The 24,976-nt window shown below is 43.4% G+C and carries 25 protein-coding genes and 2 pseudogenes; 6 read left to right on the forward strand and 21 right to left on the reverse strand.

Going from position 1 to position 24,976, the window contains the following annotated elements; all coding sequences use genetic code 11:
• Positions 1-76: 76 nt before the first annotated feature.
• The 6 genes from HMPREF9186_RS03965 to HMPREF9186_RS03990 form a co-directional block, all read right to left on the reverse strand.
• Positions 77-889: an endonuclease/exonuclease/phosphatase family protein gene (locus HMPREF9186_RS03965; protein ID WP_009731526.1), complete on the reverse strand. Its 813-nt coding sequence runs from the start codon at positions 887-889 to the stop codon at positions 77-79.
• Between the two features lie 84 nt (positions 890-973).
• The gene (locus HMPREF9186_RS03970; RefSeq protein WP_009731527.1) at positions 974-3,169 is read right to left on the reverse strand and encodes a PTS transporter subunit IIBC; all 2,196 of its coding nucleotides are present in this window, start codon (positions 3,167-3,169) and stop codon (positions 974-976) included.
• A gap of 241 nt (positions 3,170-3,410) precedes the next feature.
• A complete protein-coding gene (locus HMPREF9186_RS03975; RefSeq protein ID WP_009731528.1) occupies positions 3,411-4,109 on the reverse strand; it encodes a response regulator transcription factor in 699 nt (232 codons plus the stop codon).
• 9 nt (positions 4,110-4,118) lie between these two features.
• Positions 4,119-5,543 (reverse strand): NADP-dependent phosphogluconate dehydrogenase, encoded by a 1,425-nt coding sequence (gene gndA, locus HMPREF9186_RS03980; protein WP_009731529.1) that lies wholly within the window; start codon positions 5,541-5,543, stop codon positions 4,119-4,121.
• A gap of 169 nt (positions 5,544-5,712) precedes the next feature.
• On the reverse strand, positions 5,713-7,191 hold the full coding sequence (locus tag HMPREF9186_RS03985) for a flotillin family protein (protein WP_009731530.1): 1,479 nt from the start codon (positions 7,189-7,191) through the stop codon (positions 5,713-5,715).
• Between the two features lie 123 nt (positions 7,192-7,314).
• On the reverse strand, positions 7,315-7,854 hold the full coding sequence (locus tag HMPREF9186_RS03990; RefSeq protein ID WP_009731531.1) for a YceD family protein: 540 nt from the start codon (positions 7,852-7,854) through the stop codon (positions 7,315-7,317).
• Between the two features lie 110 nt (positions 7,855-7,964).
• Here HMPREF9186_RS03990 and HMPREF9186_RS03995 point away from each other — a divergent pair, with 110 nt between their 5' ends.
• The 4 genes from HMPREF9186_RS03995 to HMPREF9186_RS04005 all read left to right on the forward strand — a co-directional run bounded on the left by HMPREF9186_RS03995 (position 7,965) and on the right by HMPREF9186_RS04005 (position 10,848).
• Positions 7,965-8,336: a DUF2200 family protein gene (locus HMPREF9186_RS03995; protein WP_198006034.1), complete on the forward strand. Its 372-nt coding sequence runs from the start codon at positions 7,965-7,967 to the stop codon at positions 8,334-8,336.
• Positions 8,333-9,193, forward strand: a complete 861-nt coding sequence (locus HMPREF9186_RS04000) for a helix-turn-helix domain-containing protein (protein ID WP_009731533.1) — start codon at positions 8,333-8,335, stop codon at positions 9,191-9,193. The genes HMPREF9186_RS03995 and HMPREF9186_RS04000 overlap by 4 nt, the downstream gene beginning before the upstream one ends.
• A 261-nt stretch (positions 9,194-9,454) precedes the next feature.
• On the forward strand, positions 9,455-9,631 hold the full coding sequence (locus HMPREF9186_RS11545; RefSeq protein ID WP_009731534.1) for a hypothetical protein: 177 nt from the start codon (positions 9,455-9,457) through the stop codon (positions 9,629-9,631).
• On the forward strand, positions 9,628-10,848 hold the full coding sequence (locus HMPREF9186_RS04005) for an MFS transporter (RefSeq protein WP_009731535.1): 1,221 nt from the start codon (positions 9,628-9,630) through the stop codon (positions 10,846-10,848). Before HMPREF9186_RS11545 ends, HMPREF9186_RS04005 begins: the two co-directional genes overlap by 4 nt.
• A gap of 181 nt (positions 10,849-11,029) precedes the next feature.
• Here the strand turns inward: HMPREF9186_RS04005 and htpX are convergent, their stop codons facing one another.
• Positions 11,030-11,926 carry a zinc metalloprotease HtpX gene (htpX, locus tag HMPREF9186_RS04010; protein ID WP_009731536.1) on the reverse strand — a complete coding sequence of 299 codons (897 nt, stop codon included), beginning with the start codon at positions 11,924-11,926 and terminating at the stop codon, positions 11,030-11,032.
• Position 11,927: 1 nt separating this feature from the next.
• A complete protein-coding gene (locus HMPREF9186_RS04015; protein ID WP_009731537.1) occupies positions 11,928-12,488 on the reverse strand; it encodes a LemA family protein in 561 nt (186 codons plus the stop codon).
• Positions 12,489-12,558: 70 nt separating this feature from the next.
• Here HMPREF9186_RS04015 and rsmG point away from each other — a divergent pair, with 70 nt between their 5' ends.
• Positions 12,559-13,272, forward strand: a complete 714-nt coding sequence (gene rsmG, locus HMPREF9186_RS04020) for a 16S rRNA (guanine(527)-N(7))-methyltransferase RsmG (RefSeq protein WP_009731538.1) — start codon at positions 12,559-12,561, stop codon at positions 13,270-13,272.
• A gap of 64 nt (positions 13,273-13,336) precedes the next feature.
• Here the strand turns inward: rsmG and HMPREF9186_RS04025 are convergent, their stop codons facing one another.
• The 6 genes and pseudogenes from HMPREF9186_RS04025 to HMPREF9186_RS04045 all read right to left on the reverse strand — a co-directional run bounded on the left by HMPREF9186_RS04025 (position 13,337) and on the right by HMPREF9186_RS04045 (position 18,368).
• Positions 13,337-14,239 (reverse strand): carbohydrate kinase family protein, encoded by a 903-nt coding sequence (locus HMPREF9186_RS04025; protein WP_009731539.1) that lies wholly within the window; start codon positions 14,237-14,239, stop codon positions 13,337-13,339.
• Positions 14,240-14,331: 92 nt separating this feature from the next.
• Positions 14,332-15,084 (reverse strand): SDR family oxidoreductase, encoded by a 753-nt coding sequence (locus HMPREF9186_RS04030; RefSeq protein ID WP_009731540.1) that lies wholly within the window; start codon positions 15,082-15,084, stop codon positions 14,332-14,334.
• A 4-nt stretch (positions 15,085-15,088) separates the two neighbouring features.
• Entirely contained in the window at positions 15,089-15,919 is an 831-nt protein-coding gene (locus tag HMPREF9186_RS04035) for an energy-coupling factor transporter transmembrane component T family protein (protein WP_009731541.1), read from the reverse strand.
• Positions 15,891-16,715, reverse strand: a pseudogene (locus HMPREF9186_RS11735) (energy-coupling factor ABC transporter ATP-binding protein); the annotation flags it as partial. The pseudogene HMPREF9186_RS11735 and the gene HMPREF9186_RS04035, both read right to left, overlap by 29 nt.
• Before the next feature lie 27 nt (positions 16,716-16,742).
• Positions 16,743-17,594, reverse strand: a pseudogene (locus HMPREF9186_RS11740) (DUF3744 domain-containing protein); the annotation flags it as partial.
• Positions 17,595-18,368, reverse strand: coding sequence for a nucleoside phosphorylase (locus HMPREF9186_RS04045; RefSeq protein WP_037613927.1), 774 nt, complete (start codon positions 18,366-18,368; stop codon positions 17,595-17,597).
• Positions 18,369-18,771: 403 nt separating this feature from the next.
• On the opposite strand from HMPREF9186_RS04045, the gene HMPREF9186_RS04050 reads away from it, so the two are divergent.
• Positions 18,772-20,052 carry a uracil-xanthine permease family protein gene (locus HMPREF9186_RS04050; protein ID WP_009731544.1) on the forward strand — a complete coding sequence of 427 codons (1,281 nt, stop codon included), beginning with the start codon at positions 18,772-18,774 and terminating at the stop codon, positions 20,050-20,052.
• A 34-nt stretch (positions 20,053-20,086) separates the two neighbouring features.
• Here the strand turns inward: HMPREF9186_RS04050 and HMPREF9186_RS04055 are convergent, their stop codons facing one another.
• The 7 genes from HMPREF9186_RS04055 to HMPREF9186_RS04085 all read right to left on the reverse strand — a co-directional run bounded on the left by HMPREF9186_RS04055 (position 20,087) and on the right by HMPREF9186_RS04085 (position 24,963).
• The gene (locus HMPREF9186_RS04055; protein WP_009731545.1) at positions 20,087-20,983 is read right to left on the reverse strand and encodes a DUF4299 family protein; all 897 of its coding nucleotides are present in this window, start codon (positions 20,981-20,983) and stop codon (positions 20,087-20,089) included.
• Between the two features lie 99 nt (positions 20,984-21,082).
• A complete protein-coding gene (gene trhO / locus HMPREF9186_RS04060; RefSeq protein ID WP_009731546.1) occupies positions 21,083-22,066 on the reverse strand; it encodes an oxygen-dependent tRNA uridine(34) hydroxylase TrhO in 984 nt (327 codons plus the stop codon).
• 150 nt (positions 22,067-22,216) lie between these two features.
• Positions 22,217-22,708 (reverse strand): DUF6773 family protein, encoded by a 492-nt coding sequence (locus tag HMPREF9186_RS04065; RefSeq protein ID WP_009731547.1) that lies wholly within the window; start codon positions 22,706-22,708, stop codon positions 22,217-22,219.
• A complete protein-coding gene (locus tag HMPREF9186_RS04070) occupies positions 22,709-23,188 on the reverse strand; it encodes a DUF6773 family protein (RefSeq protein ID WP_009731548.1) in 480 nt (159 codons plus the stop codon).
• 27 nt (positions 23,189-23,215) lie between these two features.
• A complete protein-coding gene (locus HMPREF9186_RS04075) occupies positions 23,216-23,410 on the reverse strand; it encodes a helix-turn-helix transcriptional regulator (protein WP_003005328.1) in 195 nt (64 codons plus the stop codon).
• Positions 23,411-23,549: 139 nt separating this feature from the next.
• A complete protein-coding gene (locus HMPREF9186_RS04080) occupies positions 23,550-24,101 on the reverse strand; it encodes an ECF-type riboflavin transporter substrate-binding protein (protein ID WP_009731549.1) in 552 nt (183 codons plus the stop codon).
• A gap of 13 nt (positions 24,102-24,114) precedes the next feature.
• Entirely contained in the window at positions 24,115-24,963 is an 849-nt protein-coding gene (locus HMPREF9186_RS04085; RefSeq protein ID WP_009731550.1) for an SAM hydrolase/SAM-dependent halogenase family protein, read from the reverse strand.
• Positions 24,964-24,976: the final 13 nt, after the last annotated feature.

Consider the following 24,976-nt stretch of genomic DNA (forward strand, 5'->3'; position numbering starts at 1 on the left):
CCTCTAATGTAAAAATTAAAAAAGAGTCGACGAACGATTCGAACAAAATCGTTTTCCTATCGACTCTCAATTCTTTTTAAAGTGATAATTCTGCTTCTAAACCATAGTGATCACTGACATGTGGTTTGTTTTGACCGTCAAAAATGACGTGAAGACGCTCGATGTCCCATTCCGGACTTGCAAAGACGTAATCGATCCGCAATGGTACTTGATTGTCCGTCCAGCCATCGATACCAGGACCTACCGTATAGGTGCCCTTGGTTTCTTTGGCTTCAATAAAGCTATCTTGTAGCTCTAGAGAACTTGATAAAATGGTTTCATAGCCTTCTTGACCAGCAGGATTATTGAAATCGCCAGCTAGAATAAAGGGTTTGCCTACTTGGCTAAAATACTGCTCAATCCGTGGCCACTCAAATTGGAAACCTTTGTCCCACCAAGAAAGATGGACACTAGCAACAGCAATGTCTTTTCCATCCACACTCGTGTGAGCAACAGCCACCCGACGGGTATGGTAGTCTGTTGGATCGTCCATATTAGAGACCAAAATCTCATCTGCCTTTAATGGTTGACGTGATAAAACAGCAACCCCTTCATTGAGGTGATCATAACCAATATGGTTGTAAGCCCAAGTCCAGTAATAGTGAAGACCTTGAGCAGCCAACTCCTCAACCAATAAGCGAACAAAGTGATCCTTGTGAATAGCTACGGAAGATGGCAAAGCTTGATAATACTCGTCGGTTGCAATTTCCTCTGTAGCCATCTCTTGGTTGACTTCTTGAAAGCAAATCACATCGTATTGAGCTTCTAAAATTTGCTCTTTGAGGGTCTCAAACTTTTGCTGAGCATTCTCCTCCATCCAACTATGGGAATTTAATGTTAAAAATTTCATCCCCTGATTTCTCCTTTTACTTAAAACAAGAAACGGCAAGAGGTCGGGTGCACTGCCCCAACCTCATTTTCTTTGCCGTAGTCTTTATAATTCTACTGTTGCAACTGGAGCATTGGCTGCCAATTTGCCTGTATGTTCGATCTTAACTGACTTAATGGCATCTGCATTTGTGAAAACAACAACTGTAGATGTTTCACGACCTGCTTCACGAATCGCATCAAGATCGGCTTCTACTAAAAGGTCTCCTGCAGCCACTGTTTGGCCTTCAGATACTTTAACCTCAAATGGTTTTCCTTCTAGACTAACAGTATCTAGACCAATGTGAACCAAGACTTCCAAACCATTATCTGTCAACAAACCAAGGGCATGTTTAGTTGGGAAGACGCTCGTAATTTTACCAGCCACTGGTGAAACGATGTGGCCATTTTCAGGCTCAACTGCAAATCCGTCACCCATCATTTTTTGTGAGAAGACTGGGTCTTTCACATCTTCAATATTGATGACTTGACCATCCGCAACTGAATGAACTTCATCCGTCACACCTTTGAAGGTTGCTTCTGCCTTTTGAACAGCTGTCATTTGGCTAGGAAGTGTTTCAGGAATGACTTCACCTGAGTCAAGTACGTCTTGGATGTCTGACTTCAAGACGTCTGCTTTTGGACCGTAGATGGCTTGAACCCCTTGTCCTTTCATGACAAGACCCATTGCACCTTCAGCTTTCCATTGTTCTTCTGTTCCAACTTTTTCTGCGTCTTTCACAGTCACACGGAGACGAGTCATACATGCGTCAACATCTACGATATTGGCACGTCCACCAAGAAGGTTGATGATGTTGATGACTTGTGAGCTAGCTGAGCTAGTAGCCGTACCAGATGCTTCACCTTCTCCTGAAGCTGCATCATCATTTTGCTCGTAGTTACCATTGCGTCCTGGAGTCGCATAGTTGAATTTCTTAATCATGAAGTTGGCAATGAAGTACATGATACATCCAAAGAGGACAGTTACCCATACAAAGTTAAAGATATCAATTGCCAAACCAGCGTTGATGGCCATTGGAGTACGTGTCAAGAATTCGATTGAACCGAATGAGTGAACCCGTAGGTGAACCACGTCCGCCATTGCAAAGGCAGCCCCTTGAACAAAGGCGTAGATCAAGTACAATGGTGTTGCAATGAACATGAACATGTATTCAATTGGTTCTGTAACACCTGTCAAGAAGGTTGCAAGAGCAGTTGCAACAAGCATCCCTTTGTATTTTTCTTTTTTATCTGGATCCACATTGCGGTAGATGGCAACTACAATCCCCATCAAGATACCGAAAGATCCGATCATTTGACCAACTTTGAAACGAGCTGGTGTATATGCTTGAAGCAAGTGTTGGTATTGGCTAGGATCAGCTTTCTTCAAGTTCACTAGGTCTGTTACCCAAGCCAACCAAAGTGGGTCTTGTCCAAATACAGTTGTTCCTTTAGCAGCTCCCGTAAGAACTTGGTAGCTACCACCCAATTGAGTGTAGTTAATTGGAATGGTCAACATATGGTGAAGACCAAATGGCAAGAGAAGACGTTCCAAGGTACCAAACAAGAATGGTGCCAATACTGGAGCAGTGGATTGTGAGTTGGCAATCCAAACACCAAATCCGTTAATTCCTGATTGAACAGCTGGCCACAAAATTGAAAGTAGCAAAGCTGCTAGAGTAGAACGGATGATAACAATGAATGGTACAAAGCGTTTTCCGTTAAAGAAGGAAAGAGCTTCTGGAAGTTTACGGTAGTTGTAGTATTTATTGAAGGCAGTCGCTCCAACAAAACCAGAGATAATCCCTACAAAGACACCCATATTCAGAGCAGGAGCTTCAAGGACACTAATGAAATAATCCGCAACTTTAACAGAACCGCCTAAAATTGTGTGAACGGTAGCTTCTTTATCAGCCAACATTGCAGATGTCACTCCAAAAACGGCACCTGTAATACGGTTAATTAAGATGAAAGAGAGACCAGCTGCAAAGGCACCCCCTGCACGTTCCTTGGCCCAGCTACCACCGATAGCGAGTGCAAACAGGATGTGAAGGTTTCCGATAACCCCCCAACCGATTTGTTCGAGAATCCCACCTGTAATAACAAGTGGAGATAAATTCGGGTTGATCATAGGGATTGATTTCCCGATTGAAATCATCAACCCAGCCGCTGGCATTACAGCGATAACGACCATCAAGGCCTTACCGAACTTCTGCCAGAATTCAAAGCTAAATAAACTTTTGAATGATCCTTTGTTCATCATTCAACCTCCTTATATTGTTTAAGGCTTTGTTTTTAAGAAAACGTTTGCGCTTAATTTGATTCTAGTATACCATATTTTTCAAAAATGTAAAGCCTTACATAACATTTTTCTTGAATTTTTTCTCTTTATATTAAATTTCAAACACAAAATCTTTCTCAATCTTTCTTTTTTCGATAATTTTTAACGCAAACGATTTCTTTGAAACATAAAAACATTCGAACCCTTTAAGGATTCGAATGTTTCATTCTAGTTCGTCTTGCATGGCATAGCCAATCCCACGAACGGTCTTAATATAGCTCTTTTGTCCTGGGAGATCTATTTTCCCACGAAGATAACGGATATAAACGTCGACAATATTGGTCTCCCCCTTACTCTCGTACTTCCAAACGCTCTCTAGCAATTGCTCACGAGTCACCACTCCCTTGTTTCCCATCAGAGTCGCTAGGAGATCGTATTCTCTTCGCGTCAGACTAATCATGTCTTTTCCTCGATAGACGGTGTGGTGTTCGACATCGATCCGCAAATTCCGATAAGAGGTTGGAATTTTCATCTGGCTACAGTGTTGGTCAATATAATCACGGCCTCTAAATATAGCTGTGATTTTATCTACTAAATCACTGATCACAAAGGGTTTGACCATATAGGAAACGGCAAACCGCTCAATACTCTCTTCGTGTTCGGCAATCTTTTCCCGACTATCCAAAACAATCAAAACCGAAGCAGGGCGAATCTGACTGATCTCCTGAGCAAAGGCTTCACCAGACATGTCTGACAAATCATAATTGAACAAGATCAGATCATATTTGGTGGTAGCAATCAAGGCCAGACCCGTTTTCCCATCCTCGACCACATCAACTTGATAGCCTTCTTTTTGAAGTTCCAAATTAATGAAGCGAGCGATTTGCTTCTCATTTTCTACTAGTAGGACTCGTTTGACCATAAGCCAAGATTATTTTTCGTCGTACCAAGAATAGTGGAAGGTACCTTCTTTGTCCTTCCGTTGGTAAGTATGGGCACCAAAGTAGTCACGTTGCGCTTGGATCAAGTTCGCTGGAAGATCCGCTGAACGGTAGCTATCAAAGTAAGTGATGGCTGCTGAGAAGGTTGGTACTGGTACACCTGCTTGAACAGCAAGAGCTACAATATCACGAACAGATTGTTGGTACTTAGCTGTTACATCCAAGAAGTATTCATCCAAAAGAAGGTTAGCAAGATCTGCATCGCGGTTGTAAGCATCTGTGATCTTTTGCAAGAAACGAGAACGGATGATACATCCATCACGCCAGATAGATGCGATGTCCGCAAATGGCAAGTTCCAGTTGTTTTCTTTAGAAGCGACACGCAATTGGGCAAAACCTTGTGCGTAAGAGATGATTTTTGAGAAATAAAGGGCTTGGCGGATCTTTTCAATCAATTCAGCCTTGTCTCCTTCAAATTTGAAAGCAGCTGGTTTTGGAAGCACCTTGCTAGCGTGTACACGTTCTTCTTTATAAGTAGAAATGTAACGTGCAAATACTGACTCAGTGATGAGTGACAATGGCACACCAAGGTCAAGAGCTGATTGGCTCGTCCATTTACCTGTTCCCTTGTTTCCTGCAGCATCCAAGATGTAGTCAACGATTGGACCATCTTGACCTTCGTCGTCTTTGCGTCCAAGGATATCCGCAGTGATTTCGATCAAGTAGCTATCCAATTCGCCCTTGTTCCACTCCGTAAAGATTTCAGCCATGTCTTGAGCTGAAAGGCCAAGCAAGTGTTGCATCAAATCATAGCTTTCTGCAATCAATTGCATATCCCCATATTCGATCCCGTTGTGGACCATTTTCACGTAGTGACCAGCTCCATCAGGACCGATGTAAGTCACACATGGTTTGCCATCTTCAGGCGCTTTTGCAGAGATTTCTTCAAGAACATCTGCTACCAATTCATAGGCTTCTTTTTGTCCACCAGGCATGATAGAAGGACCTTCAAGGGCACCTTTTTCACCACCAGAAACCCCTGTACCGATAAAGTTGATACCAGAGTTTGCCAACTCTTCGTTCCGACGGATGGTATCTTTGTAGAAAGTATTTCCTCCGTCGATCAAGATATCGCCTTTATCCAAATGTGGAAGAAGAGCTTGGATGGTTGCATCTGTACCAGGTCCTGCTTGAACCATGAGCATGATACGGCGTGGTTTTTCGATAGAGTTTACGAAGCTTTCGATATCATAGCTTGGCACAAAGTTCTTATCAGGATGGCAAGCAACAACATCTTCTGTTTTTTCTTTACTACGGTTATAAATGGCAACTGTATAGCCACGAGATTCAATATTAAGGGCAAGGTTACGACCCATTACGGCCATACCGACAACACCAAAGTTTGCTTTAGTCATGTGACACTCCTCTTTATAGTTTGCCCTTATTTTACCATTTTTCCTCCTCAAAAGAAAGCAGAAAATAGCTTCCCGCCTTCTACAAGAAGGAGAAGCTCCTGCAAATCATTTGATCTTAAAAACAAAAGTGCCCGAGAAACAGTTCTCAGACACTTCCTTATGAATGGCATTAATCTTCTTTTAAAGCTAATTCATCCGCTTCAATGACCGGATGTTCTCCTTCTTTGAGTTTGTTGACTGTCATATTGACCCCAAGAGCTCCTGCTAACAATTGACGAATATCAAATCCAGCTCCTTGAGAGACTTGATCGATACTTTGCATGATATCGCCCACCATCTTAGAAGCATTGCCTTCGCCATACATCGTGATCTTATCCACCTTGGTCAATGGCTCAGCAACAGCACGCGCAATTTCAGGCAATTTGTCGACCACCATTTCGGTAATGGCTGCTTCTTGCATTTTCTTCATCGCTTCGGCCTTTTGGTCCAAACCTTTAGCTTCGGCTTCTAGTTTCAAGCGAATAGCTTCTGCTTCTGCACGACCTTTGGCTTCGATAGCTTCAGCCTCTTGCAGTTGAGCAAATTTCTCTGCTTCGGCTTGGGCTTTCCGAGCTTCGGCTTCTTTTTGCGTTTCGAAGAGTTCTGCTTCTGCCTTGCGTTGGCGTTCGATCAATTCTGCTTCGGCTGCTTGTTGACGAGCATACTTTTCAGCTTCGGCTTGCTTACGGATGTTGGCATCCAATTCTTGCTCACGAACCTTAACTTCGCGTTCTTTGACTTCCGCTTCTTTTTCTTGTTTCATGATATTGGCTTCAGCTGCCACGCGCTCTTGTTCACGACGTTGTACTTCTGCCTCAATCCCTTTCGCGGCATCTGCTTTTGCTTGGGCAATATCTGCTTCTTGCTTGAGGGCTGCTTGTTTGAGTTTTAATTCGTTTTGTTTTTGCGCAATTTCAAGATCGGCTGCAACACGTTTGTCGTTGGCCAATTTATCTTGTTCTGCTTCGACTTCCTTGCGTTCGCGTTCTGCTTTGGCTTTGGCAATCAAGGCATCTTTCTTAATGGTTTCAACATTTTCAATCCCGAGGTTGTCGATGACTCCCCCTTCATCAGAGAAGGATTGAACCGTAAAGGCGATGACTTCTAGACCCATTTTGGCCAAGTCTGGTGCTACGTTGTCCTGCACTTTTGAGGCAAACTCTTGACGGTCATTGACCATCTTACGGAGCTCCATCTGACCGATCACTTCCCGCAAGTTTCCTTCCAAGACATCTTGGACAGAATTGGAAATATCTGTCGTATTCCAGTTCAAGAAGTTTTCTGCAGCCCGGGCAATCATTTCATCGGTTGTACCGATTTTTAACTTAACAGCTGCATCGGCACGGACGTTAATGAAGTCCAGTGTTGGGACTGCTTCTGACGTCCGAACATCTGTCGAGAATTGCTCAATATCAAGATAAGAGCGTTGTTCGACAAAGGGAATCATAAAGCCAGCTTTCCCACGCAAGTGACGTTGTTTCCGAAGACCTGTAATGACCACGACTTCGTTGGGTTTAGCGTTCACGTAGCCTTTTACAAGCAAAACTACAATAATGACAGTAACAATGAGACCTGTTATCAACCAGCCTGGAATAAATAATGTATCCATACTTTTCTCCTTTTTCAGAGGTCTCCCCTCTGTTGTTTATAAATCCTAGTATACCAAAAGAAGGCCTTTCCTCAAAGAAAAGACCTGTATTTATGTTTAGATTTTTAATATGTCATCCCTAGCCTATTCTTCCTCAAATAAACCTTGGAGACCAGCAAAGGGACTGTTTTCTTCTTTCTTAACCGCTTGAGCTTCTTGATACTCTTCTTCTGTCATGATTTTCCAATCATTGCCCTCGATAAAGCCTTGCCCGGCCTCTTCTTCTGGAGTGAGAACCTTGAGAGGAATATTGAGAAGGATATTGTCTGCCACACTCTCACTTAGGTCAATTTTGCCCCCTTCAATGGGAAGGATCAGATCTTCCTCAAGAGCTTCGATATCTGCCTCTGACTGTACGTCCTCAGCAAACACTTCTGTTACAGGATAGCTTTCTTGGAGTTCAACGGGTTCCATGCTTCGGCTAGATGCCAAAACAATGGTGTAGGTCAATTGGTAATCTAAGACATAGAGACCTGTATCATAGGCTACTCGTCCTGTCGCTGTCACATTCTTTAAATCAAGAATTTCTGGATTGCGCTTTTGCAATTCCTTTAACAACTCCAACTCTTGATCAAAGGCTAGTCCTTCAGGATTTTTACGGATTTCTTGTGTGTATAAGTTCATTCTTTTGTCCTCAAATCTTCTAGATACTACTAGTATATCATGAAGCTGTCTCTTCAACCAAGAAGTCTCCTCAAAAATTTGTTATAATCATGAAAAAAGATAAAGGAGATCTGATGGCAAGAGTTTACGATTTACCATTTTCAACTGTATATACAGCTTTAGTCCAAAAAGTCTTACGAAAGGGTGGAGCAGAGACCAGCCTTGACCAAATTACCTCGCGATTAACAGGCTATTCTCTGGCGGAACTAAAAGAATGGAAAAGGCGTGATGGAAGCTACGGAGATTTCTTTCGCCAAGCTCCCGCCTATCACCCCAATCGAACACTGATTACTGGGAAAGTTTGTGACGTGCAAATTGAAACAATTCAAGATCCTTTGATGCAGGAAATTCGTCGATTAGATCGTCTGGTCGATTGGTTAAGCAAGGGGAAGACTGTTGAGCAATTGGTTGAAAAATACCAGCTACAAGAGGAGAAGGCATGAAAGAAATCGGAGCAGCTTTTCGGCAAATACGTGAAAGTCGCCACATCTCTTTAGAGGAAGCAACTGGAGGCGAATTTTCGCGCTCCATGCTATCTCGATTTGAAAGAGGGGAAAATGACCTCACTACGCAACGGTTTTTTCATGCCCTTCAACAAATCAAAACCAGCCTCAGTGAGTTTTCCCATCTAGCAGGGATCGACCAGCACTCCTTTATTCCCAAATTGTTGAAAGAGCACTATGAAAACATGAGCTTGGAACACGACCAAGCCTTGTACCAACGCTATCAACTAGCCTATCAGAAAGATTACAAAAAAGAAGACTTCTTAGCCAGCATTATTCTCAAGGCCCAAATGCTTGGCAACTATCCTGAGGTAGAGTTGACTGCTAACCAAGAGGAACTAGATTTCCTCTATGACTACCTCTTCTCTGTCATGATCTGGGGAAATTTTGAATTAAGCCTATTTTCACTGACCTCTCCACTTTTTTCCAGTCAGCTCTATCGACAGTACACAGAGGAATTGGTCCAGCGGGAGGACTTCAAGCTTCTCCTAGACTCTTCTCTTCCTGCCCTCAACTCTATTTTTCTCAATGGCTTTTTTCTGGCCATTAGTTCAAATGAATTTGAAGATGCGACCTATTTTGATCAGCTGATCAAGGACCACTTTTACTCCGAAAACGAAGCCTACCTTCGGACGGTTTATCTCTATGCCAAAGGGGAATTTCTTTATCGAAAGGGAGAAAAAGAAACTGGTCTTGAAAAGATGGAACAGGCCATTCAGGTCCTCTCTATTCTGGATTGTAAGGACAGTGCCAACTACTACAAACAGGGCCTGCAAGAACTGATTAAGGAAGCCTGAAAAGAGAGTGGGACAGAAATCGGTCATTCGTTAGAATTCGATTTCGTCGTCCCACCTCCGCACAGTTGAGTAGGGATGTAAAAGCTGATGAAATCAGCGTAATAGAGACCACTCAACCACTGCGTCTTGCTCGACAATCCAAAAACAAAAAGAGGCTAGGACTTTTGTCCCAGCCTCTTTTTGTTGAAAATATGCAACATGTAATTTTTCTTGCTTTTAGGGGTTACAATAGGATCATCAAGAAAAGAAAGAGGTCCCAGCATGATAAGCAGACTAAAGAATCATCTCCTTCATTATTTCCTTAAACAGACTAGTTTTTATGTTAAAGAGGAAAAATTAGAACTGACGGAAGAAGAGAAACTGTCTCTTCTCAAGCAGACCTTGCAACATTTAAGAGAAGTTATTTTATCTGCTAAGCATAAGGAGGAAAGCTTATGAAACTCTTATTTCGCAATCATATCTTTGCCTTACTCAGTCTTTCACGTTTTTTGAATTCCATTGGTGCTGCGATTTACAACCTTGTCTTTGTGGTCTTCGCGGCTAGCATGCCTCACCCTAGTCTGGCAGTTGGGATCGCCAATCTCATTGTTTTCATCCCAGGTCTTTTCACCATTTTCATCGGAATGAAGGCCGATCACACCGCTAAAAAAGCTGACTGGCTGATCCGAATGGGCTTTCTGCAAGCTATCCTTTTCGTCATCATTGCACTGATGACGAAGATTCCGGGTTACCTGGCCTTTTCGATCGTTTGCTTCTTGAATATTGTGTCAGATTGTTTAAGTGATTATCGCGGGGGATTGCAACTTCCCATTATGCAGAAGAACATCCCTAGCGAGGATCTGATGGAAGCCTATTCCTTCAATCAACTGCTTAGTATGGTTTGTTCCATTTCAGGTCAAGCGCTGGGAGTCTGGCTTTTAGCTATCAGTCACCATAACTTTGCACTTGTTGCTTCGATCAATGCCCTGACCTTTCTCCTTTCTTCCACTTGTCTTTTCATCCGACGCAGTCAACTGACCCACGAACCGATTCAAGTGGATTCGAGTAAGAAAGTTTCTTTCCTTCAAGAATGTCGAGACATCTATCGCAATGTCACCACTATCTTTGCAGATGAAGAAGTTCACAACTTTGGGAAACTTCTCCTATCCTTAATTTTCATCAATGCTTTGGGAGGATCCATCTCCGGCATCTATAATTTGCAACTGCTTCACTCCCCCTTCTTTCATTTGAGCTTTAGCCAATCGCTCTTGATCTTAGAAGCAGTAACTATTTTAAGCATGGTCTGGGCTAGCCTGACACCTCACGATTATTTTTCCAAACAAACCCTCCACCATACTCTACTGTGGATTGCAGGTGGTCTGACCATGCTTGGCCTCACAAATACTCTGGTCCACTGGGATATCCTTTCCCTTCTACTCATCACTTTCCTCGGTTATCTTGTTGCAAAAATCAACCCAAAAGTTTCCAGTCTTTTAATGAGTAAATTACCCGCTGAAAAATTAGCTTCTACCTCTAGCTTTTTGGGACTGATGGTCAGCTTTGCCATGCCTCTTGGAACAGCCCTTTTTTCTAGTCTATCTATCTGGAACCTCTCTCTAGCTTGGGGAATCTTTGCCATCCTTGGTTTCACTACCGTCCTCTTGTCTAGCAAATAAAGAGAGTGGGACAGAAATCGGTAATTCGTTAGAATTCGATTTCGTCGTCCCACCTCCGCACAGTTGAGTAGGGCTGTAAAAGCTGATGAAATCAGCGTAGTAGAGCCCACTCAACCACTGCGTCTTGCTCGATAATCCAAAAATGATTAAAAGGCTAGGACTTTTGTCCCAGCCTCTTACTTTACATTTTTCTTAGTCTTTCCACCCGCTCGGCAATGGGTGGGTGGGTATAAAAGAGCTTTTGAAAGCCGGATTCCTTTTTGGGATCGTTGATAAAGAGAGCACTACTTGCACTATCAACTTCTCGCTGCATGGGTGCACTATGATCCAGTTTCAAAAGAGCATTAATCATCCCTTGAGGATTTCGTGTCAATTCGACACTTGAAGCATCCGCTAAAAACTCCCGTTGACGAGAAATGGCTAATTGGACCAAGGTCGCCGCTAATGGAGCTAATACGATAGCAATCAAGGAAAGAATCAGAATAATAATTTCTAAACCACTGCCCCCTTCTCGATCATCATCCCGTCTACGGCCACCGCCCCACCACATCATCCGTCCTCCAATACTAGAAAGCATGGTGATGGCACTAGCAAGGGCAACCGCAATCGTGGAGATGCGGATATCGTAATTGCGAATATGGCTGACTTCGTGTCCAATGACTCCCTCCAATTCCTCACGGTTCATCACAGCTAGAAGACCTGTCGTTGCTGCAACAGCAGCATTTTGAGGATTGGATCCTGTCGCAAATGCATTCATGGATGGATCATCTACAATATAGACCCGAGGCATAGGGATTTGAGCTACCATGGCCATATCTTGGACAATATGGTAGAGTTGAGGGGCTTGCTCTTCCGTCACCTCACGCGCCCCGTTCATCCGCATCACTACCTCTGTCGATTGAAAAATCATACTAATCGCATAGATTCCACCAATAATCAAAGCTAGGATGACACCACCAAGAGAGGAGCCTAACCAGAGGTAGCCAACGGCTGCTCCGATGAGGGCCAAGAGTATGAAAAAAGCAATAAGGAGAATCCAAGTTCTCCTTTTATTGCTTGCAATTTGGTCAAACAGCATATTAGTCTCCTAATCCGCTAAAATCCACCTTTGGTACAGCTTTTTCTTCTTCAGGCACTTGAAGGAATTCAGCTTGTCTGAAGCCAAACATTCCAGCAATCACATTTGTTGGGAAAGTTTCCAATTTCACATTGTAGTTGCTTGTGACACTGTTATACAATTGACGAGCATAAGAAATTTTATTTTCTGTGTTGGTCAATTCTTCTTGCAATTGCATGAAGTTGGTGTTGGCTTTCAAGTCTGGGTAGTTTTCGGCAACCGCAAAGATGCCTGCTACTTGACGTGAAAGAGCATCACTGGCTGCCATTGCTTCTGCAGGTGAAGTAGCTTGAGCCACTTGTTGACGAAGTTGAGTTACTTTTGCTAGTGTATCTCCTTCGTACTTAGCATAGCCTTTAACGGTTTCGATCAAATTTGGAATCAAGTCATTCCGACGTTTCAATTGCACGTCAATTTGACTCCAAGCTTCGCGAGTTTGCATCCGACTTTTCACTAAACCGTTGTACACTCCTACTACCATCAACACAAGGACCACAAGGATCCCAAGAATAATCCAAATCATTTTATTGAATTCCTTTCATTTCTTTCTACCAGTATATCAAATTTCTCTTATTTTGTGGTAAAATAATAGCATGAAACCAGAAGAATTTTATGCCCATTTAGCCGATCTCGGCTACCCATTAACAGATCGTCAAAAAGAGCAATACGAACGCTATTTCGAGCTCCTCGTGGAATGGAACGAAAAGATCAACCTCACTGCCATCACCAAAAAAGACGACATCTATCTCAAGCATTTCTATGATTCTATCGCGCCTATCTTACAGGGATTGATTCAGAATCACCCCATCCGTCTCTTGGATATCGGAGCTGGTGCCGGCTTTCCCAGCCTACCCATGAAGATCCTATTCCCTGAGCTAGATGTGACCATCATTGATTCCCTCAATAAGCGGATCAATTTCCTTCATTTACTGGCTGAAGAATTGGACTTGGATGGAGTTCATTTCTACCATGGGAGGGCTGAGGATTTTGCACAAGACAAGGAGTTTCGTGCCCAATTTGACGTGGTGACCGCTCGCGCTGTTGCCCGCATGCAGGTTCTTTCTGAGCTGACCATTCCTTATCTGAAAGTTGGGGGACGTCTCCTCGCTCTCAAGGCTAGCAATGCTCCAGAAGAGTTGGAGGAAGCTAAAAACGCCCTGAATCTGCTATTTAGCAAGGTTGAAGACAATCTACACTATGAATTGCCTAATGGGGATCCTCGCTACATTACTGTTGTGGAGAAGAAAAAAGAAACCCCCAACAAATACCCAAGAAAAGCAGGCCTGCCCAATAAGCGGCCTTTGTAATAAGATACAAAGGGCCAAGCGGATAAAGTCAAAAAAGGAGTAGGATAAGTTCCCTACTCCTTTTTTATTTTTGTTTCAATTCTGTTCGCAGGGCTTCTTGCTGCTCTTTTGTCAGATGAACGCCCTTACTTGCAACAATGCGACTAGAGACTTTGTTGGCAAAGCTTAAAGCTTTCGCAATGTCTAAACCTTCTAAACGAGCTGCAATAAAAGCGCCTACGTGGCTATCCCCAGCACCCACTGTATCGATGACTTTTGTCGGAATTCCTGCCGCCTTATACCAGTTCCCATCGTAAGCGATTGCTCCTTTTTCTCCCAAGGTGACAATGACCAATTGGCCCGTTCTCTGATACAATCCTTCGACTGCTTGGTGGATCTCTTTACACCCTGAAAATTCTAGTGCTTCGACCTCATTGACGTGGAGAATTGGATGCAGATCATAAATCGCTTCCAGTCGGTCCTTCGGAATCAGGCGTCCTCGTGGTCCTGGTGCAAAGATCACCTTGCCCTCTATTCGCGAAACGGACTGGACTAATTCTAGACCCGTTGACTCCTCAACCTCCAGACCACATAAGTATATGTAATCAAACTTTTCCCTGGCGATTTCTTGTAGCCACTCTGCTTGGAAGCTATACTCCACACCATGGTCCGATAAAAAGGTTCTTTCACCATCAGACTCTACAAAGCAGTAACAGCAACCATTAGCCCCGTCTAATGAGATGGAAGAGGGAATCCCTAATTGCTTTAGTTCTCGCCTAATAAAATCGCCGTAAATCCCAGAACCTATGGGCGAGATAAACTGATAGGGTTGCGATAAAAAATGGAGGATGTTGACGACATTAAAGGCGCATCCCCCAACAGACCATTGTTGGTGATCAATGTGAGCATCGCCTTCTCGATTTGGCAAACGATCCAAATAGATCATCACATCACAAACGGTTGAACCAATAATTAACGCAGCTGCCATCTTCTTCTCCTTACTTTGCCTCCTATTATACCAAAAAGCTTGGAGAAACAGAAAAGAACAACCCATACAACTTATACGGGTTGCTTCTCTTTTTAATCACGGCAAACCGGTTGCGGTCCAAAACTTTGGGAAACTGGCATGATCTCAATTCGGTTGACATTGACATGCTTAGGTTGTTGGAGCAACCAAGCGACAGTGTTGGCAATATCTTCGGGCTGAATAGCATGAGCATCTTTATAAAGGGCTTCTACCCGTTTTTCGTCCCCTTTGAAGCGAACAGAAGAGAACTCCGTTCCTTCGCAGAGTCCAGGTTCGATGTTACTGACACGGATCTTCTTCCCTGCTAAGTCGGCCCGAAGATTGAGGGAGAATTGCTTAACAAAAGCTTTTGACGCCCCATAGATATTGGCACCTGGATAAGGTACTGTTCCTGCTGTAGATCCTAAATTGATAATATAACCATCATTTCGCTGGACCATCTGGGGTAAGATTTTCCTTGTCAGATAGGTCAAGCCAACAATATTGGTCTGGATCATAGTCAGCCAGTCTGATACTTCTGCTTCATAAGCAGGAGCAAGGCCTAGGGCTAAGCCAGCATTATTGACCAAGACATCAATTCTCTCCCAAGAAGCTGGCAAACTAGTAAGTGCATGATCCACCTGAGGGAGATCTGTTACATCCATTTGAAGGGGGTAAAACCCTTCTCCTAACTCTTCTTGAAGGACCTGTAATTTTTCAATGCGTCTAGCCGATCCGATCACGCGGTATCCATCTGCTACTAAGCGACGACAGATCGCTTGACCAAAGCCAGCTGAAGCTCCTGTTACTAAAATCGTTTCTGACATGTGATTACCTCCATGGATTGTAAAAACGCCCTTGATTGAGAAAAATTAACAGAACGCTTAAGATGAGAACAGCCAAAGCAGTTAGAATCATTCCATAATCTTTCCCTTCCATGGCTTGGTATGAATACCAGGTCCGCTTTTTATTTTTACCGAAGCGACGTAATTCCATGGCCGTAGAAATACTGTCAATCCGCTCAAGTGAGCTAAAGATTAAGGGCGAAATGATTTGCAAATTGCCTTTGATTCGCTGAACGAGCTTGGCCTTTTTGGATAACTCCAATCCTCTGGCTTCCTGTGACAATCTGATCGTCTGGTATTCTTCCTGCACGTCTGGAATATAGCGCAGGGTCAAGCTCACTGAATAAGCAATCTTGTAGGACACCCCAATCTGATTGAGACTCGATGCAAATTGACTGGGATGGGTGGTCATCAGGAAAATGAGAGCCAGCGGAATGGTACAAACATACTTCAGAGCTAGATTAAAGAGATAAAAGAGCTCCTGAGAAGTAATGCTGTAGGATCCCCAGCCTTTGATGAGTAATGTTTTTGCTCCATAAATCTCTACCCCGTACTGAGGAGCAAAGAGATAGACCATGAGCACATTCAGAATAGCAAAAACAATAGCAAATCCAAGTACAAAAGAGATATCCCGAAAACGAATGCGGGCAGTAGAGAACAAGGCCAGAGCACCCAGACCAATTCCTAAAAGGAGCCTGGTATCATAACTCAGCATGGCTGCAAGAGAGACTAAAAGAAGAAAGAGCAACTTACTCGCCCCTGAAAGGCGGTGAAGAAAACTACTTCCCTCATGGTAGCCGACTAATCGATGATTCATGGCCTGCTCCTTTCTGTTTCATGTAAAATTGCGTGAGAGCTAAAGGATCAACACCTAAGCGATTGGCCAAGGCAAAAATAGACGTTTCTTTCAAATTGGCCTGGGCTAAAATGTCTGGACGAGTAAACAATTCTGCAGGAGACAGGTCAGCTATGATCCGACCATCTGTCACCACGATTGCCCGGTCCGAATAATCCAGCATGAGCTGCATATCATGGGTAATCATGATAATGGTATGGCCTTTTTGTTGCAAACTATCCAAAAATTCCATGATTTCAGTGTAATTGCGCTGGTCCTGACCTGCTGTCGGCTCATCCAAGACCAACATTTCTGGTCCTAAAACCAGTATAGAGGCGATGGTCACCCGCTTCTTCTGACCATAAGATAGAGCAGAAATCGGCCACTTACGAAATTCGTAGAGACCACAGGTCTTCAAGGCTTGATGGACACGACTTTCAATCTGATCCTCTGGAACATTTCTCAAGCGAAGACCCAGGGCCACCTCGTCAAAAATCATATTGGTCGTGATCATCTGGTTAGGATTTTGCAGGACATAGCCTACGCGCTCTGCCCGCTCCTTGACACTGTCACCCTTGATATCCTCTCCCTTTGAGAAATATGTTCCTTCCGTCTGGATGAAGCCACAAATCGCCTTAGCAAGGGTTGATTTTCCTGCCCCATTTTTACCAACAATGGCCAACCGTTGACCTTTTGGAATGGTTAGAGATAGGTCTTTTAGAATGGGCTGGCCTTCTCGATAGGCAAAGTTCAAATGCCCGAGTTCTAGGATTGTCTCTGCCTCTGCTCCTTTTTCAAAATGAGGACTTGGGATATCCACTGATAAATCCCCAAGTGGTAGTTTTTCTACCTTGTCCAAATGCGCTAGCTCGCTGATATCCTGCCCTAACTGACGAAGAGTCGTTAAATAGAGGGGTTCACGAATCCCATTTTCAGCCAGCAGTGTCGTCCTCAACAACTCATCTGGGCTCCCATTAAAGAGTACTTGCCCTTGATTGATCAAGATGACCCGATCAATGGGACGATAGAGCACATCCTCCAGACGGTGTTCGATAATAATGGTTGTCGTTCCCTGCTCTTCATGAATCTGATCAATCAGATCTATGATATCCTGACCCGATTTTGGATCTAGATTAGCCAGTGGCTCATCAAAGAGCAGGATCGGACTTTCGTCGATCAGGACGCCAGCCAAGCTGACCCGTTGTTTTTGCCCACCGGATAAATCTTGAGGCCGATGGTCCAAGAGCTTGCTCAAATCTAAGCGCTCCGCCCAGGTATGGACCCGGGATTTCATGCTTTCCAGCTCCAGCATATCGTTTTCAAGGGCAAATGCTAAGTCTTCTGCAACACTGAGACCAATAAACTGACCATCTGTATCCTGCAAGACCGTACTGACCAAATGAGATTTCTCATAAATACTGAGATCAAAGGCTTCTTTCCCCTGAATAAGGAATTGCCCACTACTGGTTCCCTTATAGATATTAGGGATAATCCCATTTAAGCACTGGCCAATGGTTGACTTTCCAGAGCCAGATGGCCCGACAATCAGGACCTTTTCCCCCTTATAAATGGTTAAGTTGAGATTTTTCAAAGTTGGCTCAGACTGTGCCTTGTATTGGAAGGAAAAATCCTTCAGTTCAATCATTGCTTCTTTCATTTAGTTTGCCTTTTCCCATAAGAGCGCAAATTGGATGGCTAAATCCGCGATTCGATCCTTGCTATCTAAATCCTCATGACTAGATAAGGTTCGGATATCCCATTTTTCTTCCGAGAGGTGGTCTGCTGCGTAGAAGAAATGGCAGAGCTCAAAGCCCCGAAAAGCCGCTAAAGCTGCCACTGCCGAACATTCCATATCTACACAGATGGCTCCTGCTTCCTTTCGACGCTTCATCTTGTCGATGGTTTCCCGGTAGGGAGCATCGGTTGTCCACACTTTTCCTGACTGATAAGAAACCTTGTGACTGTCCAGAAAAGCTTGGAAGAGAGGAAGGCTTTTCTTATTTACTTCCACTTCATCACTAGCTGGAAGATAGTGATAGCTGGTCCCTTCGTCTCTAAGAGCTGCTGTTGGAATGATGATGGAGGTCGCCTCAATATTTTGGTCCAAAACCCCACAGGTCCCAAAGAGCACTAGTTTTTCCATCCCAAATTGAATCAAATCCTCTATAATCCCTACACAGGAAGCAGCCCCAACTGGTGCATTAAAGACAGCAATCTGTTGGTCTTCAATCGTAATCCCATAGACTAGGACTTCAAAGTTGGCCATGGAAGTTCTTGTAATGACCTCATGTTCATAATTTTCAAGGAGACGCGCAAAAGTTACTCTTGAAAAGCAAGAGATGACTACTTTGGGAAATCCTTCAATTGGTTCGTGTAGGTCTTGTGGGTTGATAATCGCCTGTCGATTGGCATCGAATTCTTCTAACAGCATCTCTGACTTCTCTTTCATTAATTCTACTTCTAGTCCTCTATTATACCATAAAACCGGCCTCTTTCCTTCTAACAAAGGGGCAAGCAACCCCACTTGTTCGCCTTTTGTGATGGGAAACAAAACAGCTGTCCTCCAAAAGATAATAAAGAGGGATACCTCAACCACTGCGTCTACTGTTGACCTCTTTCCTGATGAAAATAGATAACTCCTGCCTCGCTTGTTTATTTCTTGGCTCGGGAAAAATTCGTTTACAAAACGAATTTTTTCTGCTATACTTCTTAGAAGCAAAGGTTTTTAATGTCATCCCGTGAGGTGACAAAGACACAGAATATGAATAATCTGAGGGCCCTTGCTATGCAAAAAAATCATGGGCTCTTTTTTGGTGCCCAAAAGTGAGGTTATTATGAAAGAAGAATCAACTGTTGATTTGCTCCTGGATGTCGACCAAAGTCCGGCACCCCTTAAAGGAATCTTATTAAGTTTCCAACACGTTTTCGCCATGTTTGGGGCAACCATTTTGGTACCACTCATCTTGGGCATGCCCGTATCTGTTGCCCTATTCGCATCAGGTGTTGGGACACTGATCTATATGACTTGTACCGGCTTTAAAGTCCCTGTCTACCTCGGCTCTTCCTTCGCCTTCATCACAGCCATGGCTTTGGCGATGAAGGAAATGGGCGGAAAAGTCGATGCAGCCCAAACAGGGGTTATCCTGACTGGTCTGATTTACGTGCTAGTCGCTGCAGGGGTTAAAGTAGCAGGCACTCGCTGGATTGACAAATTGCTTCCTGCCGTTGTTATTGGACCTATGATCATCGTCATTGGTCTAGGGCTTGCAGGATCAGCCGTTAAGAACGCTGGTTTTGTCGAAGGGGGAGATTGGAAAAATGCACTTGTCGCTGTCGTGACCTTCCTGATCGCTGCCTTCATCAACACCAAAGGAAAAGGTTTCTTCAAAATCATTCCTTTCCTCTTTGCCATTATCGGTGGTTATGTCTTCGCAGTTTGCTTGGGCTTGGTGAACTTTGATCCGGTCCTCAAGGCGAACTGGTTTGAGATTCCTGGTTTTTATCTTCCTTTCAATACGGGTGGGGCCTTCAAACAATACAACTTGTATTTTGGGCCTGAAACCATTGCCATCTTGCCAATCGCTATCGTAACGATTTCAGAACACATCGGTGACCATACGGTACTTAGCCAAATCTGTGGCCGTCAATTCTTAAAACAACCGGGACTTCATCGTACCCTTCTTGGTGACGGGATTGCAACATCTGTATCTGCCTTCCTTGGTGGTCCAGCCAATACCACTTACGGTGAAAATACAGGCGTTATTGGGATGACTCGCATCGCTTCTGTTTCCGTTATCCGAAATGCAGCCTTGATCGCTATTTCCTTGAGCTTCCTTGGTAAATTTACTGCTCTCATTTCTACCATTCCAAACTCTGTTCTCGGTGGCATGTCTATCCTTCTCTACGGGGTTATCGCAAGTAATGGTTTGAAAGTCTTGATCAAAGAACGCGTTGACTTCAGCTTGATGCGTAACTTGATTATTGCAAGTGCTATGTTGGTTCTTGGACTTGGTGGAGCAATTCTGAAACTTGGTCCAGTGACCCTATCAGGAACAGCCCTCTCAGCTATGACAGGAATCATCCTTAACTTGATCTTGCCACATGAATCAAACTAAAAGAAAAAGTTCTCAACACTGAGAACTTTTTTTATTAGAGTTGGGCCAATTGCAACAAGCGTTCTTTGGACAATTTTTTGATTTCAATTTGATTGGCATCTAGAAGCTGATATTCATTCGGCTCTAAGGCTTCTATGAGTGCCTTCAAAGGAACGGAAGCAAGTGGATGGTAATTTTCTTGCTTGTCAGGATCTCCATCGATCGCTACCAAAAGAACCCGCCAATCACTCACACCCGCCAAGCCCACAATTTCTACATATTCTGCAGGAACATGTGGTCGGCGTGGCAAGACGGTATCTGTCTCTTCTGTCAAGCTATAGCTAGCTAAGAAGTCTCTTGTCTCCTCCTGTTGGTAAAAACGGACTTGACTAAAATAAGCAGCACTGTATTGAATCTTCTTGATAAAGGCAGAGTAGGCTTCTAGTGGGTGAACATGGTTCAAGACTTCCTGAACGGTCTCCCTATCTAAATAAACTGGATGGGCGAAGCCTTGTACTTCAAACTCTTCTAGATCTTTTTCCTTCGTCAGATTCCCAAGTGTTTCTAGGATAATGACTTCGTAATCAAAATGGAAAATAGAATCTGGACTATAGTTCCCGCCTTCGCTGGATGTGATCTCTGTTCCCAATAGCTCAGCTAGACGACTCATCCATCGAAGAGCCAACTGCCAATCTTCCTCAATGGCGAAAGGTGAAACTAGGATTTGATAAGCGTTTTCCGCATCAACATAGCGTAATTGCAAGGGAAGACCACTCTTACCAAATAGGATACAGTTCAGGCTTTCAAAATCATTCAAGGAACGATGCAAGCTACTGGGGTCATAGTTGTAACTGATCAAACCTTCCACTAATTTGAGGACTTCATTAGCTGCGAGTACTTTCTGATAGCCAAACAAGCTCTTTTTATTCTTGATTGAAAACACAATAGTCATTTGTTTGCTCCTTTGTGAAATCGCTTACTTAGAGTATAGCATAATTTTCAATCAATTTCCATATAAAAACAGCCTGAGCTTTCAGACTGTTTTTTTCTCTTATGCAAGCTCTCCATCAAGTGTCTCACCGATAGCGGCCAAACGCTCAGCAACCTCTGCTTGTGACAAGTTGTGTTCTTCTACATAGCGATTGCGTGGATGAACACGACACTCATGGGAGCAGCCACGGAGGTACTTGTCTTCGTTTTCTTCTGAAGTCAAGATGCGACGGTTACAGAAAGGATTTCCACAGTTGACATAGCGTTCACATGGTGTTCCATCAAACCAATCTTTTCCGACAACACTTGGATCAACATGGTTAACATCGACTGCGATCCGCTCGTCAAAGACGTACATTTTCCCATCCCACAATTCTCCTTGAACTTCTGGGTCTTTTCCGTAAGTGGCGATTCCTCCATGCAATTGGCCGACATCTTTGTAGCCTTCACGCACCATCCAGCCTGAGAATTTCTCACAACGGACTCCACCCGTACAGTATACGACCACACGCTTGTCCATGAATTTTTCCTTGTTATCACGGACCCATTGTGGCAACTCACGGAAGTTGCGGATATCTGGACGAATAGCCCCACGGAAGTGTCCAAGGTCGTACTCGTAGTCGTTACGAGTATCAAGGACAACGGTATCCTCGTCTAGAAGAGCTTCTTTAAATTCTTTTGGTGACAAGTAAGCGCCTGTTGTTTCAAGAGGATTGATGTCGTTATCAAAGTTATCATCCTCTAATCCAAGGTGGACAATCTCTTTCTTATAGCGGACGAACATCTTCTTGAAGGCTTGCTCTTCTTCCTCATCCATCTTGAACCAGAGGTCTTCCATACCCGGAAGGCTGTGAACGTAGTCCATGTATTTTTGCGTCGTTTCGTAATCACCAGAAACGGTTCCGTTGATTCCTTCGTCAGCAACTAGGATACGGCCCTTGAGCCCGATTGATTTACAGAAAGCCAAGTGATCAGCCGCAAATTGTTCTGCATTTTCGATGGGAACATATTTATAGTAAAGTAAAACACGAATAGGTTTTGCCATAAGATTCTCTTTTCTAAGATTAAATTATCAGAATTTTTCATTCAACTATACCAGTATACTCTCCCCAGAAAACGAATGCAATTTATTTGACTGAAAAATAAAAGCCTGGGGTTCCAGACTTTTACACGATGAAACCAAGATTTCAACTTCCTACTCTTCCTTTTCCAACTGATCCAGATAGGCGTCATAGCGTTTTTTCTCTACTTTTGCAAGCAGCATCACAACAGCATTCACACCCCCTACAATTGGGAAATTCAGTAAAAAGGTAATAGGAAGTACGAGCAAGAATTTTGAATGAAAAGGATTATGGTGATAGACAGCTTGGTTTAATTGATAATTCTGAGCCCAAATGAATAAGGAAAGAATAGAGGTCACTACTACCATACCAGTTAGATTGAAGTAGCTATAGATGATAAACCGTACACCCAATCGTTGACATCGAACCGAATAATACAATCCTGACACAATGAGTAGACTTACGACCATGATTGGACTCAGACCGACCTGAGAAGTAAATATAGACCCCACACTAAAAACGGTTAAGGCAAGAAACAGAAAACCAGCCGTCTCCGCACCAGCTTTATTGGCCAGTCCTTCCTCTCGTTCATCTATGATTTGTTTGTTCATCAAGTGTACTCTCATCTATTCCTCCTCTAATTCTGCCTCGATCTTCTTCTGTTTTTTCCGATTGATAAGTCCTAGTGGTTTCTCTAACAGATAAGTCAAAAGGGCAAAGACGAAAATGGCAAGGACAATTTTGAGCAGATACTTGGGACTGAACATAAAGCTCATCGTTTCCCGCTTCCCAATTACATCCGTTACGATCACAAATATGGCAAATAAAATTCCTGAGCCAAGGCGGCTCAACCAGCTATCTCTTTCTAACATATCTCGAATGTCAATCCCTGAACTGATCCTTCTTACAAGGGCATAAGCCCCCATGGCAATCAAGAGAATAAGTTCGGGCATATAGGCTACTAGGGTTAAGTCCAGAATACTAGCTTTCACAAGGACAGATAGGGCAATAAAGCAAGTCATTCCTAGAACAAGTTCCCCTGCAATTTTTCCATCAACCAGCATGGTCCGTTCATCTTTTACAATTGGTTCTTTCTTTTGTTTCATATGATTCCTCTTTCTATGTTAAAACTGTTATTCCCAGAACAGTTGATCCAGCGTCTTATCCAAGGTCTTACAAATGGCTAGGCAGAGGCTGAGGGTCGGATTGTACTTCCCTGCCTCAATCAGACCAATGGTCTGGCGTGTCACTCCGATGGCATCTGCAAGATCCCCCTGGGTCATATCATGCTCGACCCGAGCCATTTTTAATTTGAGATTTTTCGCCACATGCTTTTCCTTTCTTGTTTTTATAGATACATTATACACTATATTTTCTATTTTGCAATATATATATTACATTTTGTAAAAAATATTTTTTGATAAACAAAAAAGCCTGGTTTCCCAGACTTTCTCTTCTTATTTATGATTAATCTTTAGACAAACTTCCGTCTTTTGTTTGGGTACGAGCATAGGCAATCAAGAGAAGAGAACCTGCAATAGCTACCACTAAAGCATTGACAGAACCTGCTACAACACCTTGTAGGAAGACTTTATTTGGATTATCGTGGTAGATCAAGACATCCCCAACCGGAGCAATCAATCCCCAAATTACAAGATTGGCTACAATTTGAACGACGTTAAAGACGAGCAATTCTTTCTTGGTCACTTCTCCTTTGAGGTCACCGATTTGTTTGCGGAAGAGACCAACAAAGAGTCCAAACAAACCACTTGAAATGATCCAAGTCCACCAAAGACCACCTGACATAGCGTCCTTAATAGCATGACCGATTATGCCCATTAAGAAACCAACAATCGGACCAAAGATCACACTAAAGAGGGCTTGAAGAGCAAATTGCAACTGAATGTTTGTATTTGGAGCTGGCGCTGGAATTGGGATCATCGCAATGACCACAAAGAGGGCTGCTCCAACCCCGATGGCTACAACATCCTTAATTGAAAAAACTTGTTTTTGTTTCATATTTTATCTCCTATTAATTTTCCATTTTTCTAATTTCGATATGCCAAGAAGCCCCAACTCCTACATTATAGGCCTTAGCAAAGGATCCCTGGTTGATGGCAAGGCCAACACGATAGAGGGAATTGATATAGAGGATTGGCTGTCCAATCCGCACATCGGCGAAAGACTTGCCGTAAGTTACTTGATTTTGATAAACCAGCATGTCATTGTTATAGATGGTCACTTCAAAGCGTTCCCCAAATTCAGGTTCCAAATGATTGAATTCTTCCCGAGTAATCGACGTCCAGAGAGAACCAAAGCGCACATCGAGAATATCGACTGCTCCTTTAACTAAGTTCTCTTCAATGATGGTCTCCACCACTGGAATTTCCACAATGTGTTCGACACTGAGTTCTGGACCTACTTCCTCAAAGCTGATATGGCCACTGGCTAACTTAGCTCCTGTATAGGCATAGACATCACGCCCGTGGAAGGTATAAGAAAACTCTGTATTGGCCCGACGGTTCTTCACCTCTGAAATCTCACGGATAGCAACAATCCCTACATGTTTTTTGATGAAAGAGAGGGTCCCATTATCGGGAGTCACAATGTATTGATTCTTAGAAGTTTTAGCTACCACACTCTTTCGTTTGGAACCGACCCCCGGATCGACCACCGAAACAAAGGTTGTCCCTTCCGGCCAGTAGTCTACCGTCTGAAAGAGGCGGTAACTTCCTTCAAAAATATTGTAAGGGGTAATGTCATGGGTCAAGTGGTGAATCTTGAGGGTTGGCGATTCCTCTAAAGCAACCCCAATCATAGCAGAGACAGCCCCATCCACCAGACCAAAGTCTGACTGAAGGACTAGTAAATTATTGTGCATATTTCTTCTCCAT

Origin of the sequence: Streptococcus sp. F0442 (genome assembly GCF_000314795.2) — a bacterium.
Taxonomy (GTDB): domain Bacteria; phylum Bacillota; class Bacilli; order Lactobacillales; family Streptococcaceae; genus Streptococcus.